The sequence below is a fragment of the Candidatus Thermoplasmatota archaeon genome, from assembly GCA_034660695.1.
In the GTDB taxonomy this organism is placed as follows: Archaea; Thermoplasmatota; E2; order UBA202; family DSCA01; genus JAYEJS01.
The window spans coordinates 1-14221 of the sequence record JAYEJS010000017.1; the positions used below are offsets into that span (position 1 = coordinate 1).

Genomic DNA, 14221 nt, shown 5'->3' on the forward strand with positions numbered 1-14221 from the left:
TTTAACTTTAATCGGAATCTGTGCCATATGGGTTAATGTATATGGGTTAATACTATATAAAGGTTTCTTTTTTTTAATGGAGAAACTACCAGAAATCTATGGGTTAATCGGCCGAGTTTCGGTTTGTAAATAAGTTATAGGTAAATTTAAACCGAAAAGGCCAAATTCTTTGCACCCATTGCCTTTATTAATGGAACTCTCATTAAAACCCGAAATCGCAAGGGACTACAAAGGGCCGCAGAAAGTCCGAGTGATCACTGAAAAGTGGTTTGAAGACAATATGTACTGCCCTGCCTGCCCGTCAAGCTTTCTGGAACGCACCCCACCTAATACAAAGGTTGTTGATTTTATTTGTCCCAAATGTGGCGAAAACTACCAGATGAAAAGTATGAGCCATCCATTTGGTTTCAGAGTCATGGACTCTGCTTACGAGCCAAAGATTAATTCCATCAAAAATGGAACATCACCAAATTTTGTTTTCATGCATTATAACAGAACTATCATGAGTGCCCAAGATGTCATGATCGTTCCAAAGTATTTTGTCTCACCAGATATAATCGAAAGAAGAAAACCCTTAAAGCCTAACGCAAGGAGGGCTGGCTGGGTTGGGTCCAACATTCTTCTGGGTAGGCTACCTATTGATGCGAGGATAAGTTTGGTTATCAATGGCTTTATAGTGTCCGAGGAAACGGTCAGAAAATCATGGAAACGATTCTCATTTCTTAGGGAAATATCCGTCTCCTCAAAAGGATGGTTGACCGATGTACTTGCGTGTGTAAGAAAATTGGAAAAAATCGAGTTCATGCTCGATGAGATGTATAGTTTTGAAGAGTCGCTAAGAAAAATGCATCCTAGGAATAAACACATCAAACCGAAGATAAGGCAACAATTGCAGATTTTGAGAGACAGAGGAATTCTGGAGTTTCTCGGGGATGGTAGATATAGGATAATAAGATAGAACACATATTGCTCAATAAAACGAATTATCCTCAAGGATCTTTAACCCAACAGCTATATGAAGACTTTGGCATTAAAGATAGATTTCCGTTATCGATGCTGCAACGTTAAAGAGGATTAGAGGATAAAGAATGAAAGATAGATATTGGAGATAGAGATTGCTCCCCTACCGCTATCCAAATAGAAATAAAAAAAATATTTGATAAGAGAATCAGAGAGTGATTCATCCTCGAATCCTCGAGCTAAACCCAAAGAGTTCTCGCTCTATTTTAGCTAAAAAAGCGTCCATAGGCTGTTTCCATACCCCTCAGAATGTATCCAATCAATCGCATCTTGGACGTGTGTACCACACATAACAATTGGTTTCAACAGGAGAGAATGACCAAAAATTCCTTATATTTTTAGGAATGACACCTTAGCAATACTTTCAAAATCGGTTAATTACCCCTACAAATTCATAAATTTTATTATTTTTTATAAATGCAAACCACGTGTTTTCATGTTTTTCGAGTGTATCCATTTGTCACATTTCATATCCTTGTTTCTACAGCTAAACCTGTTTTGTTTACAATAAAATTAAATATTCGTCCTTATATTAAGGCAACCAAAATATTGAACTCTAAAAACATGATTGAAAAAACAGTTAGATGTCCCCATTGTAAAAACAAAGTCACAATTCAGGGTAATCCTGGAGAAAAAATCTATTTGACATGCCCTAAATGCAACAAAAAAGATATATTTACATTTCCAGAAACAAAGTCAGAATTAAAAACAAAACCCGGTTCTTTTGCAATAGAGGTTGATAGTCTTACTAAAATATATAAGGATGTAATAGCAGTAGATGACCTTTCATTCAATATTCGAACTGGGGAGATCTTTGGTCTTCTTGGTCCTAATGGAGCAGGAAAGACCACAGCGATAAAGGCGATACTTAGTTTAATTCATGTTAATTCAGGTAAAATCAAAATCAATGGATTTGACATTAAAAAGGATGGTATCGAAGCGAAAAAAAATATTGGTTATCTTCCTGAGCGAGTTGCGTTCTATGATAATCTCACTCCTTTGCAGACATTACATTTCTTCTGTGAATTAAAGGGTGCTGATAAATCTGTTGCGAGACCTCTTATAAAGGAGGTTGGACTTGAGGATGCAATAAATAGGAAAGTAGGGACTTTCTCGAAAGGTATGGTTCAATTGCTGGGTGTAACTCAAGTAATGATTGGTAATCCTTCAATTTATATTCTTGATGAACCTATGGCAGGTTTAGATGCCCGGTGGATAAAAACTATTAGAGAAAAGATTAAGATGTTAAACGATCAGGGTGCCACGGTACTTTTTTCATCTCATATTCTAAGTGAGGTAGAGAATATTTGTGATAGAGTTGCAATTATCGACAAAGGTAAACTCATTGCTGAAGACACAGTATCTAATCTGAACAAATATTTACGTATTAAACCGCGTCTTGAAATTTCTATTCCTAGTCTGAAGGGTAGGGTACCAGAGGTAATCCGGGGTGTTGAGGGTGTAGAGGCTGTTGATGCAAAAGATGACAAGCTGTTTGTGACTTGCGAGTCTTCTGTCCGTAGTCAAGTTATAACTACTCTTGAGAAGACAGGTTTTAAAGTTGTTAACATCAAAACAATTGAGCCTTCACTTGAGGAAGCATTTGTGAAATTGATATCTGGGGAGGAAGGTGATGCTTAATGGCCGGAATAAATCCCAAGGTAATTTATACTATTGCAAAGAAAGAATTCTTGGATAACATTAGAAATAAATGGATTATTGTAATAACAATTATTTTTATAATTTTGACAATTGCTTCATCATACCTTGCTGGTGGACAAGCAGGAGGTGATGAGATATTTGGAGGTATGGAAGACACTGTTGTTGCACTTATGAGCATTTATACTCTTCTTATTCCGTTAATTGCAATTATGCTTGGTTTCTCAACAATTGCTGGTGAGGCAGAAAAGGGTGCTTTATCTGTAGTTCTTTCGTATCCTGTAAAGAGAGTAGAGGTTCTATTAGGTAAGTTCTTGGGCCTTGGTTCTGTACTAGCTGTTACTCCCTTAATAGGATTTGGCCTAAGTGGTATTGTTATTGCAACAATCGTTGGTGCAGAAGAAGGACTAGCATTTATTGCATTCATAGCACTTGCAATTATCTTAGGTTTAATGTATTTAAGTCTAATAATTTGCATTTCTGCACTCTGTAGAAACCGTGTGAGAGCTATTGCGGGAGGAATTATCTTATTTTTTTGGGCAATGATTTATGGTATGATAGTTATGGCCGTCTATTATGGAACCGGGGGAGACTTTATGAAACTGATGTCAGGTGAGGGCACCTATCCAGATTGGCTTTGGAGCTCTGTTGTTTTTAGCCCCAGTGATTTAAATCAGATGGCAGTAATGAGAGCATTTGGTCTTAAACAGGCTATGGGGATCTCATTAGAAGCTCCGGATTGGATGAGTATGCCTTTTGTTCTTGCCGTTCAGTTGATATGGATAATAATACCCTTAATTTTGGCATACATCTTCTTTAAAAGGAGAGATATTTGAAACAAAAAGATTCGAAATTAACTTTGGATGTAACTTCGCTAACAACGTGTTTCAGAATTAGAAAATTAGCAAACATGACATTTAAGGTGCGAAAAATAAGTTTTCACCCGTAAATTTGCTATCGCTATAAATGCTACCTGAGGGGGATTAGACAATGAAAAATGGGAATAATCTAAACCTTTTCAAAAAGATACTCTAGTCTTTTCTATAAATTTTCAGAGCTCCTCTGGCGATATCTGCTCCCAGCTCGCTCAGATATATCCTCAGACCTTTCTCCAATATCAAATGTTCGGCTTCCACCAGCCCCGGAATTTCTTTCTGCTGACTATGTGTGAACTCGTATATCGGGACTGCTTTATCTTTTGAAACAGCACCAAGCCTCATCAACTCCATTTCCAATGATATGCCAACCGGTGGGCTTTCTTCTACCAGCTCCCGCAAGTATGGATCCATCCAATCCGCTTGTATTATCCTCGGTTTAACCTTTCGCCCCACTATCTCAATTTTTGGAAAAACTGTAGATTGGTATAGCGATTGCAGAGCATCAAGGTACAGCTTCACACTTTTTGATTGATTTAACACACTCTGGCTGATGGTGATTTTGTTTGGATGTTCCTTTAATAAATCGCAAAAATCCTCCACTGATATTTTTTGCGTTATTTTGTAATTGTCATTTTCTTCCATTATCGCTTTCATACAAAAGTGTAACAAATATCTATATAAGTATTTTACTATATTGGTTGTGTATTACTGATATAGAAATTCATGAAGATATAAATAACTTATCTCTATTAAGGTGCAGATGGCAAAAATGGAACAGCAACATGAAGATTTTATGGCTGCTTCTGCAAAATGGATAAAATCAAATCGTCAAAAATATTGTCCAATTACAGCCGTTTCAAATTTGCCAAATTGGAGAAAGACATTCAAAGATTTAAAGAAATGGGGCCTTGTATGCCCATACAAAAGTGGCGAAATAATCATTATCACTGAATATGGCTGGTCATGGTTGGCAGAGAAACATCCTGAAATAATTGGAAGACATAAAAAGATGGATTGAGATTAGCAAGTAACATGTATAATCGCTCCGACCTTTCCTTTATCTGCCAGCTCATTGAATTTTTTTATTGCCTCCTTGGATGGAAGTTGAATGATTTTCATTCCGTTTTCCTCTGCAAATTTCTCGGCATCCTCGGCAATTTTAGCCTTGCTGATTGTTCCATCTCCGATTACTATGGTTTCGGCATTGGATAGTTCCTCTATTTCCTCCTTCCTGAATAAATGGCTGCCAAATATTCCCAAGCCTCCTTTTCTTTTCTTAACTTCCCCATTTGGAAATACGACCACATCATGTCTGTATTTCTTTCCATCTATTGTTACACAGCCAAATTTCAGCGAGCCAAATTTTGCCATGATAATAAATTTCAGCCGGGTATAAAAACCATTGCAAAATGTTATATGCATTTTATGTGATAGGAAAGTATGCTCTACCTCGGCACATCGGGCTGGTATTATGACCATTGGGCGGGGGATTTTTATCCGGAGGAATTGGATAAAAGAGAATGGCTTCAATTTTATGCCAAGAAATTCAATACAGTCGAGGTAAACACCACTTTCTATAGAATGCCGTTTCCAAATATGCTGAAGGGATGGAAACGAAAGACACCAGAAAATTTCATGCTTTCTTTCAAGGGCAGCAGTCTTGTGACGCATAAGAAAAAATTGCAGGAAGTCAATAGCATTCTTCAAAAATTTTATTCCCTGATTGATATAATAAAAGAAAAAAGAGGGGTTATTTTGTGGCAGCTTCCTCCTTCCTTGCATAAAAACAATGAATTATTGGAGAAATTTTTGAACGAGCTGAACCTGGAAATACCACAGGCAGTGGAATTCAGGCACAAGAGCTGGTATGAAAAAGAGGTTTACAGGTTATTGGAAAAATATGGCATTGGTTATTGCATTATCAGTTTTCCATCTCTTCCGACTCAAATTGAGGTTACGGCTGAATTCGCTTACATAAGGTGGCACGGGAAAGAAAGTCTGTATTCCTCAAATTATTCAAAAGAAGAATTGGAGGAATGGGCCGAAGTAATAAGAAATTTGGATGTTAAAGATGTTTATGGCTATTTTAATAACGATTTTAATTGTTACGCGCCTAAAAACTGTGAGCAACTAAAAGAAATGATGGAAGATTAGAAGGACGATATATCATTCCTCTTTTTTTGACAGGTAATACACTCCTGAAAAAAGTAGCAGAATTCCCATAATCTGCATTATGGTGAGCGATTCCCCCAAAACAAAGAAAGCAAGGATGGCTGCAAAGAAGGGTGCGGAAAGCTCAAGAGCGGAAACCTGCGCCGCTTTAATGTGCTTCAGTCCTTCATAATACAGAATTGTTCCTATGCCGACAACAATACCCGCCAGAATCTGGTAAACGTTTGCAATGTGAAAAGCAGATACATCATGAAAACTATGGATGCAAATAAAAATCTGTAGAATGTTATAATACCTGCATTCATGCCTTTAAGGTATTTTCTTACAGCTATAGCTGCTGTTGCCCATGTAATTGTTGATGCCAGCACCAGCAAGTCCCATATAGTTCCGAGTTTAAGGACTGCAAGATTGTTGGGTGTTCGGGTTGTTACCAGCAGTCCGGACAGCATCATTAATGCAATCCCTATCAGCCTATCCTCTTTGAGAAATAAAAATCCGAGCAAAACTATGAATATTGGCTGCATATGCCCTAGCAGTACAACATTTATTACCGGAGCCTTTGTCATTGCAAGGAAGTACAGCAAATCTGCAAAAAGTGTTCCGGCTAACCCTATATACACCATTACGGATATCTGACGTTTGTCTATCCTGAAGCTTGCTTTTGTTGCAGATGAATATGCCAGTGCCATTGCCATAACGATAAATGCCCTTATCGCTGAGGTATGGAGAAAATCCGAATTTTGATATGAAAGCTTTGCAAATACGGGCTCTATCGCCCACATCACGCTGGCGCATATTGCGGCTAAAACCCCAATCTGCTTATTGTTCATGCCCGCACGGGAAAGTTAAATATTTTGGCAAATCAATAAAAATCTTCATCCACCTTCATCTCTTCCCTTTTTGTTTCTTCAAATCCTTTTATGTAATCATCGTACCAGTGAATTTTTGCCGGTATGGCGAACGGCGCGCCGGGATAGGTTATCAATACCTCCCCCGCTTCAAGCGTCTGAATCTCCTTCTCTATTTTCGATATGTCCTGCTTCGCCGAGCCTTTTATTATATTCCTGTCGCCTTCATCGGCAAGTCCGAGAATGAAGAAGGTATTGAACTGTGATAGCAACTCTTCCTTTATCAATTTGGGCTGCTGGGTTATTGCACACAACCCTACTTTAAATTTTCTTCCCTCTCTGGCAATCTGGGCGAATACCCCTTCTGCTTTCAATACGCGCTGTGCTTCCTCCATGGTTATCAGGATGGGGGGCAATTTTCTGAACTGTTCCCTATCTCTATAAGCATTTTTGTTGCGGGCCAAAATTTTTCTGGCGAGAATGACGCCGACAAGCAATTCCTCGTATTCATACAGCCCCGAAGTATCAACAAGCACCACCTTTCCCTCATTTAGCTGGCAGAGCATTGAATCTGTTATCGCCACGCTTTCATCTCTGTGTATTATCTCGGATTGAAGTATCATCTCAGCCCTTCTTTTTAGAACGCCGAAAGTTATATCCTGTATTTTTTTGCCAAATGCAATGACCAGTTCTTCAGTATCCATTTCATACAGCTTGACCAGCCATTCCTTTCCAAATCTGGAGCGCAGGGAATAGAGAGCATCTCTCTGTGCTTCAGTGAAAGAGAATATATTCTGTAGGTCGCCAACGGTAATCTCGTATGCAGATATCTTGAGCGTGTTGTGCGGGCCGCTGATGCGGTGCGGGGAATAAACAATCAATGCATTTTTAGCCATCGGATGATCCCTCAGTCCTTCAGTATTGTCTCCCCCCTCGTAATATTCCCCATGTGGGTCAACTATCAAAAGCCCGTATTTTCCATGCGTCATGGCGGAAGCGGCGAACACTCTCATGAGATTGCTTTTTCCCATTCCAGTAGTGGCAAATATGCCTATATGGTGGGGAATAAGTTCTCCCTTCAAACACACTTTCACATCCACTTCCTTTTCCCCACTCCTTAACTTCCCGACTTCTATATCCCCCGCATTTTTCTTTAAAAATTTATAATCATCTTTATTCGCCCTTCTCACCTTTGAAAAGTGAGACGGTATAGCCTTTGGTTTGCGGAATGCCCCACCACGGACGTAGCCCAGGGAGGAGCAAACACCTATCTTAAAAAGCCTTCTTTCTTTTTCCCTCATGCTGTATGGATGCTCCATTTCATCGAGCATCATCATCTCACCGGCAGTTCTAAAACTCCATTTCTCTGATCCCTCCTGCCCGTACTGCAAATCCACGACACGCATGAAAAAAAGGGAATCGTTTTCCTCGTCCTCTGCAACCAGAATCTCTCCGATTTTTATATCTTCCCTGTACGGGTATCTAAAAACGATTTCCGAAACATTTTTTCCAATTATTCTTCCGAGCATTTTATCATCCCAAATATTCATGATAATCAAAGAACAAATCTTCCCACTCATCAATTGTAAATCCGCTTTTCAGTACTATCTCCCGCAATACTTTCCTGAAATATAAGACATCTTCAGATGTTATTACAACGTTTCTATGGATTTCTGCAAGAGGATATGGATACCCAAGACAAGAGACATCATTTGAAAAAGCTGACACCTTGCCGAGAATTTCTTCTATATATTTTTCCATCGGATTGATATCTATACGAAAGGAAAATTTTGAAAAAGGATGGAACTTTGCTATATAGATATTTTTTTCCTCAGAAAGAGGATAATACCATCTTTGTTCTTTGAAAATTTTATCACCTTTATTTTTAATCCAGTTCAATACCGGCAGCCGGTTTGTGTACAGGTCGCTTCTTTTGCATATGCCGACAAGATGCACTCCTCTTTCCATGGCGATTTCACAATTTTCTTTTATGATTTCCGATAAAAATTCACTTCCTTCAAGAGAACCATCCATCATGAGTACATCGCCCTCATCAAGCTCATTCATTGCATCTCTTGCTGCCGCATGTTCTTCAAGTCCCCTGATTGCACCGTTAACCCCATCCATGCCATCAGGAATTTTTTTTGAAATATTATGCGTCACTTTTTCATATTTTTCTGCAAATATTTTTTTTGCATCCCGCTTTGATATGACTTCTATTTTTACTTCCCCAATTTTTTTGTTTATAACGCCTTTTTCATCAGCTATTATATACCCCGTTCTCCTGCTACCTATAACAAAAGAAAGGCCATCGAGAACTTTGAAAGAACTGCCGTCTATGGCAGATCCTTTTGCAGCATTGCATCCATCAAATTTTTTGAATGATGCTTTATGAAGATGGGTGATGAAGCATCCCTCATCAAGCCCGATTTCCACTTCTCCTTCGAAATCTCTGCTCGCTTCCATTACTTCCTTCACGTAACCGAATACCCTGCCAAATGTTTTTTCGTCCATTGTGTGGATAAGCCCTGTTCTCTTTTAATTTCGATTAAGTTCCCATTCTGTATTCCACAATTACGCTTCCGCTTATGTCAACCAGTTTTCTAAGTTCCCCTTTACCATACACTCTGAGGCTTTCCCCAAAATTGCCTATATGCTCCCATCCCTGCATATTAGTGAATACCAGTACGCCATATATAAAAATTGCTAAAAATCGGCGCCTAGGAGGCTAATATCGGTTTATAAAGCTATCACCTCTTGCGTGGCGAAGTTTTGGTATTGTTGAATATAACTCCTATTTTGTGGAGTTGTCATTCATTCTGGGTTAAAGAGCACTTTTAATCGTCCAGCGCGACTTTTTTCAACTTATATTTCAGAGGGCAGTCCACATCTTCCATTACTTCCACTATTTTGTATTTTTTATTGCTTACTCCTGGATGGCATAGCCGATAATTTTCACAGCCGATATTGTCGCACTCAACTTCATGGAATGTTATGGTAGTTCCCTCAGCGCTATCTTTTTTTATGGCGGTTATAATTGGCAATTTTTCTATTTCAACGGCATTAACTCCTCCCTCGTACAGACTGCAGTCGTGATGTTTGTCCCTTACTTTAGTTATCCTGTATCTTCTGCCTGTTTTGAGGTTCGAGCACACCATTTTCAGTTTGCATCCCCTGCATTTTTTTGTTATTCCAAGGTAAACAAACTCGTTTCCATTCTTTGCTAATTTTTTGCCTATTAGAGTGACAAATGTCATTTTATTACCTACACAACACCCGTAACTTTAACCAGATGCTCTGCCGCTTCCTGAGAGATGCCATCTGCTCCGAGTACGGTATACCTATCAGGCCTTATTTTTTGAGCCATCAGTAACGCCTCGACAATACCTTCCTTTGAAACCCCGAGCTCTCTGGCGGTAGTGGGTGCACCTATTTCCTTAATCGCATTCCTTATCCCTTTCCAATCTCCTCCGTGGAGGTACATCATCATAATTGACCCGATTCCGCACTGTTCTCCGTGCAGCGCTTTCCCGGGTGCGATTCTGTCTAAAGCGTGAGAAAACATATGCTCTGCGCCGCTTGCGGGGCGGGAGGAATTTGCAACGCTCATCGCCACTCCAGAAACGATCATGGATTTTACTGCTATCCACGACGACTCCTCTATTCCGGGCTTTATATACCCTGCATTTTCTATGATAAGGTCGGCCGCCGTTTTGGCGAGGGCAACCGCAAACGAACTGTAATATTCTCTTTTCAACCTCCACGCAAGCTGCCAGTCCAGAATCGCCGTGAGATTTGATATGACGTCAGCGCATCCAGATGCCAGCATTCGGTAGGGCGCTTTTGATATCAGTGCTGTATCGGCAAGAACAGCGACAGGGGAGCGAGCCTGCTTGGAAACCGAGCCCACTTCTTTCTTTATCGATGCCCTTGGTGATGCGATCCCGTCATGGGATGCGGCGGTGGGGACACTTATGAAAGGCGCTCCATAATTAAATGACGAAAGCTTTGTTATGTCTATCACGCTGCCCCCTCCGACAGCAATTAAATATTCCACGCCCCATTTCATCGAATGATTTTGAACCCTATTTACCTCATCCATGGTTGCTTTCTCTACAACAATATCATCCACAGTGTAGCCATTATTGCTTAAAATTTCTATTATCCTGTTGCCAGCCAGTTCTTTCGTTCTTTCGTCATGGACGACGAGAGGGTGCTTCCCCAGATTGACTTTCTTGCACAAATCCACTATTTCTTCTATGACGCCGTGCCCTACAACGACATCTCTGGGGAACTCCATCAACTTCGATTTTGTAAAGGGCATTACATATGTATCATAATATGGAATATAGAGTTTTTGGGAAGTGGAGAAAATCATTTTCCTAGTTCGGAGGAGGCTGTTGAGATTATGATGTTGAAAAATCGGGAGAAACTTAATTCAGGAATAATACATTAAAAAACAAACCAAAAGATTTTTAGCCCCTCCCCCTTACCATTCTAATGAATTACCTCCTTATTGCCATGACGGCTTTAGTTGCATTCACATGGGGAATGCTTTTCGCATTTTACCTGATATTTGTCAGGACAGCCACCCGCCTCTCCCGCCTTCTTTCAAGTATAACGGGTGAGAGTGTGAGCATGGACGAGGTCTATCAGACTTTGAAAAACATCATTGACAAGGCATATGAGGATCTAAAAAATGGTAAAAATGGAAATTAAGATGATGTTTCCCAGGCTTGTCAGGGATGCCTATAACCAGTTTCAGAGCATAAAAAATAATCTCGGGATACTGTATAAATTTCTCATATTCGTCACACCGTTCCTTACAATTGCCTACTACTTTATTTTTATCCTGGATTATCTCCCTGGCGATGTAGCGGGGGCATACGGGGCGTTGACGGTTGCCTACCTATTCCCTCCTGCTGGAAAGGAATCAATTATACCTGCGATGCTTGCATCAGGCATACCGCCATGGGTGGTATGGGGCACGATGATAATAATGGATATTGTCAGCGCCGTAATAATTGCATACAACTGGTGGTTTCCCGAATCGATCATTAAACATGTCCCATTGCTTGACAGGGGATATGAATTGCTGCATAAAAAAGCTGAGAAATTTAGGAAGAGAAAGTTGCTCACGCTGAGTTTAGTTCTTTTTATGGTAGTCCCCTTACAGGGAAGCGGGGGGATAAGCACGCCTATCCTTGCAAGATTGCTTGGTATAAACGCAAAGAAAACGATCATGATTGTTTTTACCGGCTCTTCGATAACAACCACATTATTTATTCTCTCCTGGCTCGGGATTTTGGATTTCCTGAAAACGATACTATAAATTTTTATATCCAAATGGAATTTCATTCCATGGCGGTGCTTGTTACTGGGGGAGCAGGATTTATCGGCAGTCATCTGATAGACGCTCTGATCGGCAAGGGGCATGAAGTAAAATGCATAGATAACTTTTCTTCCGGGAGGAAAGAATTCATAGAGCACAGCATGGAAAATGGGCTCGATCTAATGGAAGGTGATCTGCTTAACAGGAATGATATAAAAAGGGCACTGAAAGAATGTGATACGGTGTTTCATCTTGCAGCCAATCCCGATGTCCGCCTCGGTGTTGAGGATACAAATGTCCATCTCGAGCAGAATATTATCGCCACGTACAACCTCCTTGAGGAAATGCGTGAGGCAGGTGTTAAAAAAATTGCATTCACCTCTTCTTCCACAGTTTATGGTGATGCAGGGCAGATACCAACTCCTGAAAATTATGGGCCGCTTATCCCAATATCCCTTTATGGTGCCTCCAAACTGGCAGCAGAGGGTTTGATATCTTCATATTGCTGTACATTTGATATGCAGTCCACGATATACAGATTTGCAAATGTTGTCGGGCCGAGAAGCACCCACGGAGTCACTTACGATTTTATAAAAAAATTGAGGATCAATCCCGACATACTCGAAATACTTGGGGACGGCAGCCAAAAAAAATCTTACCTGTATATATCTGACTGCATAGAAGCCATGCTTTTTGGCATGGAAAAAAGCGAGAGCAAGGTAGAAATATTCAATATCGGCTCGGAAGACTGGATTGATGTACGGAGAATAGCAGATATAATATCTGAGGAAATGGCTCTCTCCCCCGACTACAAATTTACGGGCGGCGTCGACGGCGGGAGGGGCTGGAAGGGAGACGTGAAGGTTATGTGTCTTTCCATAGATAAACTTAAAAATTTGGGGTGGAGCCCGCGGTATGGAAGCGAGCAGTCAATAAGAATGACCGCCAGATGGCTCATCAATCACATTTAAATTTCTTTTGGGGAACGAAGGAAAGGAGGTTAGACTGTAGCAGTCTGCTGTTGTTCTGCATTAGATGTGCCACCGCTTGATACGCTACCACTGTTATTATTTTCATCGCTTACCGTAAAATGCCAGACTGGTCCCTCTACTGTTGTACCATACTCATCTTCTGCGATCACTTTCCAGTAATATGTGTTGCCAGCGGTTAAAGAACCTGAATAGAGACAGCATGCAGTTTCAACACTTCCAATTAACTTGCTCGGAGAACCCACTCCAAAGTAAATTTTATAGGTCATATCATATCCGTCAGGAGCACCGCTCCAACTTAGCAGCAATTCTCCGTTTGAGCTAGAATCTACACTTAGACCGGATGGTTGTTGAGTGGAAGCTGCTGTTCCTCCACTTGCAACCGTACCATCGATAGAGTATTGCCAGGCGGAAGAAAGATCCTCTATTGATTGGGTAGGGGTAGATGCAATCGAAGCACTTGCGGAATTAGTGGTAGGACTGTCTAAAGATTCAGTGGTAGAAAAGGTTGAAGTCTCAATGTTTGTGCTTTCAACCTGTGTAGAATCTTGGCTTTCTTCTTCGCTACTCACATATATCGTTGCTCCATTTGCTGGAGACGGATTTGAGATAGTATAATAGGGTGCTGACTTGGGAGTTGTTATGTTGTTATTGTTTTCATTAGATTCATATACACTACCATAGCCCATCCCTCGATCAACCCATACTTTTATAGTGTATTCCTCATAGTCATGGGGCCAAAGGAGGGTGCCGACAGCTACAGGCTTGGTTTCGCCCGCACCAATTATTTCGTCAATATTACGGGAGGGGCCATACTTTATAAGTTCCCCATTTTGGTAGAGATAAGATTGGACCGCTATCGATCCCCAGTCAGATACTGCATCTGCATCACCAATATTGGATACATCTACCAAAATATCAACGTAGTCACCTGGTCCAAATGTTTCTGGATCAGTCCTTAAATTTTGAGGAATTAAGTCAGGTAATTTGGAAGGTGCTACTGTTATTTTATCCAACTTTACATAATAACCCTCGTTCTCATAGTTAAACGTGATCTGTGAGTAACCATATCCCCTGGCTCTTGCTTCCACCCAAAAATAAACTTCGTAGTTTGAATATCATTCGATTGGAATGGTTGTAGTTAACTCTATTGGCTGATGATATTCCTTTCTCTCACCATTAGGTGGTTCTAGCGTGTAGCTAGTGTGCCCAGCTAAGCTGATACAAGCTTGCAGGTGAAAGTCCTGTCATGGTAAAATCAGAAAGCCATGTAGCATATACCCAACCGCAACAGTAATGTTGTATGTTGGAGCGGTATGTAAA

Annotated in this window: 17 protein-coding genes; 8 read left to right on the top strand and 9 right to left on the bottom strand. The window is 40.4% G+C overall.

Features of this window, described 5'->3' with window-relative positions; translation table 11 throughout:
• The first annotated feature begins 190 nt into the window (after positions 1-190).
• The 3 genes from U9O96_00790 (at position 191) to U9O96_00800 (ending at position 3515) form a co-directional block, all read left to right on the top strand.
• On the top strand, positions 191-958 hold the full coding sequence (locus tag U9O96_00790) for a DpnI domain-containing protein (protein MEA2053646.1): 768 nt from the start codon (positions 191-193) through the stop codon (positions 956-958).
• A 626-nt stretch (positions 959-1584) separates the two neighbouring features.
• Positions 1585-2661 (top strand): ATP-binding cassette domain-containing protein, encoded by a 1077-nt coding sequence (locus U9O96_00795; protein MEA2053647.1) that lies wholly within the window; start codon positions 1585-1587, stop codon positions 2659-2661.
• Positions 2661-3515 (top strand): ABC transporter permease subunit, encoded by an 855-nt coding sequence (locus U9O96_00800; protein ID MEA2053648.1) that lies wholly within the window; start codon positions 2661-2663, stop codon positions 3513-3515. The genes U9O96_00795 and U9O96_00800 overlap by 1 nt, the downstream gene beginning before the upstream one ends.
• 195 nt (positions 3516-3710) lie before the next feature.
• Here the strand turns inward: U9O96_00800 and U9O96_00805 are convergent, their stop codons facing one another.
• Entirely contained in the window at positions 3711-4211 is a 501-nt protein-coding gene (locus tag U9O96_00805) for a hypothetical protein (protein ID MEA2053649.1), read from the bottom strand.
• Positions 4212-4317: 106 nt separating this feature from the next.
• Here U9O96_00805 and U9O96_00810 point away from each other — a divergent pair, with 106 nt between their 5' ends.
• On the top strand, positions 4318-4575 hold the full coding sequence (locus U9O96_00810) for a hypothetical protein (protein ID MEA2053650.1): 258 nt from the start codon (positions 4318-4320) through the stop codon (positions 4573-4575).
• Positions 4576-4577: 2 nt separating this feature from the next.
• Here the strand turns inward: U9O96_00810 and U9O96_00815 are convergent, their stop codons facing one another.
• Entirely contained in the window at positions 4578-4928 is a 351-nt protein-coding gene (locus tag U9O96_00815) for an MTH938/NDUFAF3 family protein (protein ID MEA2053651.1), read from the bottom strand.
• Between the two features lie 69 nt (positions 4929-4997).
• Between U9O96_00815 and U9O96_00820 the strand changes: the two genes are divergently transcribed.
• Positions 4998-5711, top strand: coding sequence for a DUF72 domain-containing protein (locus U9O96_00820; protein ID MEA2053652.1), 714 nt, complete (start codon positions 4998-5000; stop codon positions 5709-5711).
• Positions 5712-5914: 203 nt separating this feature from the next.
• Here the strand turns inward: U9O96_00820 and U9O96_00825 are convergent, their stop codons facing one another.
• From U9O96_00825 to U9O96_00850, 6 genes are all read right to left on the bottom strand, one after another.
• The gene (locus U9O96_00825) at positions 5915-6559 is read right to left on the bottom strand and encodes a DMT family transporter (protein MEA2053653.1); all 645 of its coding nucleotides are present in this window, start codon (positions 6557-6559) and stop codon (positions 5915-5917) included.
• A 32-nt stretch (positions 6560-6591) separates the two neighbouring features.
• On the bottom strand, positions 6592-8106 hold the full coding sequence (locus U9O96_00830) for an ATP-binding protein (GenBank protein ID MEA2053654.1): 1515 nt from the start codon (positions 8104-8106) through the stop codon (positions 6592-6594).
• A gap of 4 nt (positions 8107-8110) precedes the next feature.
• Positions 8111-9091: a DNA double-strand break repair nuclease NurA gene (locus tag U9O96_00835; protein ID MEA2053655.1), complete on the bottom strand. Its 981-nt coding sequence runs from the start codon at positions 9089-9091 to the stop codon at positions 8111-8113.
• A gap of 34 nt (positions 9092-9125) precedes the next feature.
• Positions 9126-9248: a hypothetical protein gene (locus tag U9O96_00840; protein MEA2053656.1), complete on the bottom strand. Its 123-nt coding sequence runs from the start codon at positions 9246-9248 to the stop codon at positions 9126-9128.
• A gap of 166 nt (positions 9249-9414) precedes the next feature.
• Entirely contained in the window at positions 9415-9834 is a 420-nt protein-coding gene (locus tag U9O96_00845) for a UPF0179 family protein (GenBank protein ID MEA2053657.1), read from the bottom strand.
• Between the two features lie 8 nt (positions 9835-9842).
• Positions 9843-10901, bottom strand: a complete 1059-nt coding sequence (locus U9O96_00850) for an NAD(P)-dependent glycerol-1-phosphate dehydrogenase (GenBank protein MEA2053658.1) — start codon at positions 10899-10901, stop codon at positions 9843-9845.
• A gap of 176 nt (positions 10902-11077) precedes the next feature.
• Here U9O96_00850 and U9O96_00855 point away from each other — a divergent pair, with 176 nt between their 5' ends.
• The 3 genes from U9O96_00855 to U9O96_00865 are packed head-to-tail and all read left to right on the top strand — an operon-like array spanning position 11078 to position 12880.
• Positions 11078-11296, top strand: coding sequence for a hypothetical protein (locus U9O96_00855; protein ID MEA2053659.1), 219 nt, complete (start codon positions 11078-11080; stop codon positions 11294-11296).
• Positions 11277-11909: a small multi-drug export protein gene (locus tag U9O96_00860; GenBank protein ID MEA2053660.1), complete on the top strand. Its 633-nt coding sequence runs from the start codon at positions 11277-11279 to the stop codon at positions 11907-11909. Before U9O96_00855 ends, U9O96_00860 begins: the two co-directional genes overlap by 20 nt.
• 29 nt (positions 11910-11938) lie before the next feature.
• A complete protein-coding gene (locus U9O96_00865; protein MEA2053661.1) occupies positions 11939-12880 on the top strand; it encodes an NAD-dependent epimerase/dehydratase family protein in 942 nt (313 codons plus the stop codon).
• A gap of 29 nt (positions 12881-12909) precedes the next feature.
• Here the strand turns inward: U9O96_00865 and U9O96_00870 are convergent, their stop codons facing one another.
• The gene (locus U9O96_00870; protein MEA2053662.1) at positions 12910-13989 is read right to left on the bottom strand and encodes a CARDB domain-containing protein; all 1080 of its coding nucleotides are present in this window, start codon (positions 13987-13989) and stop codon (positions 12910-12912) included.
• Between the last annotated feature and the right edge of the window lie 232 nt (positions 13990-14221).

Bases quoted from the DNA above. Each gene is read 5' to 3' on its own strand.
- U9O96_00800 (MEA2053648.1), top strand. From the start codon at position 2,661: ATGGCCGGAATAAATCCCAAGGTAATTTATACTATTGCAAAGAAAGAA.
- U9O96_00795 (MEA2053647.1), top strand. From the start codon at position 1,585: ATGATTGAAAAAACAGTTAGATGTCCCCATTGTAAAAACAAAGTCACA.
- U9O96_00825 (MEA2053653.1), bottom strand. From the start codon at position 6,559: ATGAACAATAAGCAGATTGGGGTTTTAGCCGCAATATGCGCCAGCGTG.
- U9O96_00805 (MEA2053649.1), bottom strand. From the start codon at position 4,211: ATGAAAGCGATAATGGAAGAAAATGACAATTACAAAATAACGCAAAAA.
- U9O96_00820 (MEA2053652.1), top strand. From the start codon at position 4,998: ATGCTCTACCTCGGCACATCGGGCTGGTATTATGACCATTGGGCGGGG.
- U9O96_00815 (MEA2053651.1), bottom strand. From the start codon at position 4,928: ATGGCAAAATTTGGCTCGCTGAAATTTGGCTGTGTAACAATAGATGGA.
- U9O96_00830 (MEA2053654.1), bottom strand. From the start codon at position 8,106: ATGCTCGGAAGAATAATTGGAAAAAATGTTTCGGAAATCGTTTTTAGA.
- U9O96_00850 (MEA2053658.1), bottom strand. From the start codon at position 10,901: ATGCCCTTTACAAAATCGAAGTTGATGGAGTTCCCCAGAGATGTCGTT.
- U9O96_00845 (MEA2053657.1), bottom strand. From the start codon at position 9,834: ATGACATTTGTCACTCTAATAGGCAAAAAATTAGCAAAGAATGGAAAC.
- U9O96_00835 (MEA2053655.1), bottom strand. From the start codon at position 9,091: ATGGACGAAAAAACATTTGGCAGGGTATTCGGTTACGTGAAGGAAGTA.
- U9O96_00860 (MEA2053660.1), top strand. From the start codon at position 11,277: ATGGTAAAAATGGAAATTAAGATGATGTTTCCCAGGCTTGTCAGGGAT.
- U9O96_00810 (MEA2053650.1), top strand. From the start codon at position 4,318: ATGGCAAAAATGGAACAGCAACATGAAGATTTTATGGCTGCTTCTGCA.
- U9O96_00855 (MEA2053659.1), top strand. From the start codon at position 11,078: ATGAATTACCTCCTTATTGCCATGACGGCTTTAGTTGCATTCACATGG.
- U9O96_00790 (MEA2053646.1), top strand. From the start codon at position 191: ATGGAACTCTCATTAAAACCCGAAATCGCAAGGGACTACAAAGGGCCG.
- U9O96_00840 (MEA2053656.1), bottom strand. From the start codon at position 9,248: ATGCAGGGATGGGAGCATATAGGCAATTTTGGGGAAAGCCTCAGAGTG.
- U9O96_00865 (MEA2053661.1), top strand. From the start codon at position 11,939: ATGGCGGTGCTTGTTACTGGGGGAGCAGGATTTATCGGCAGTCATCTG.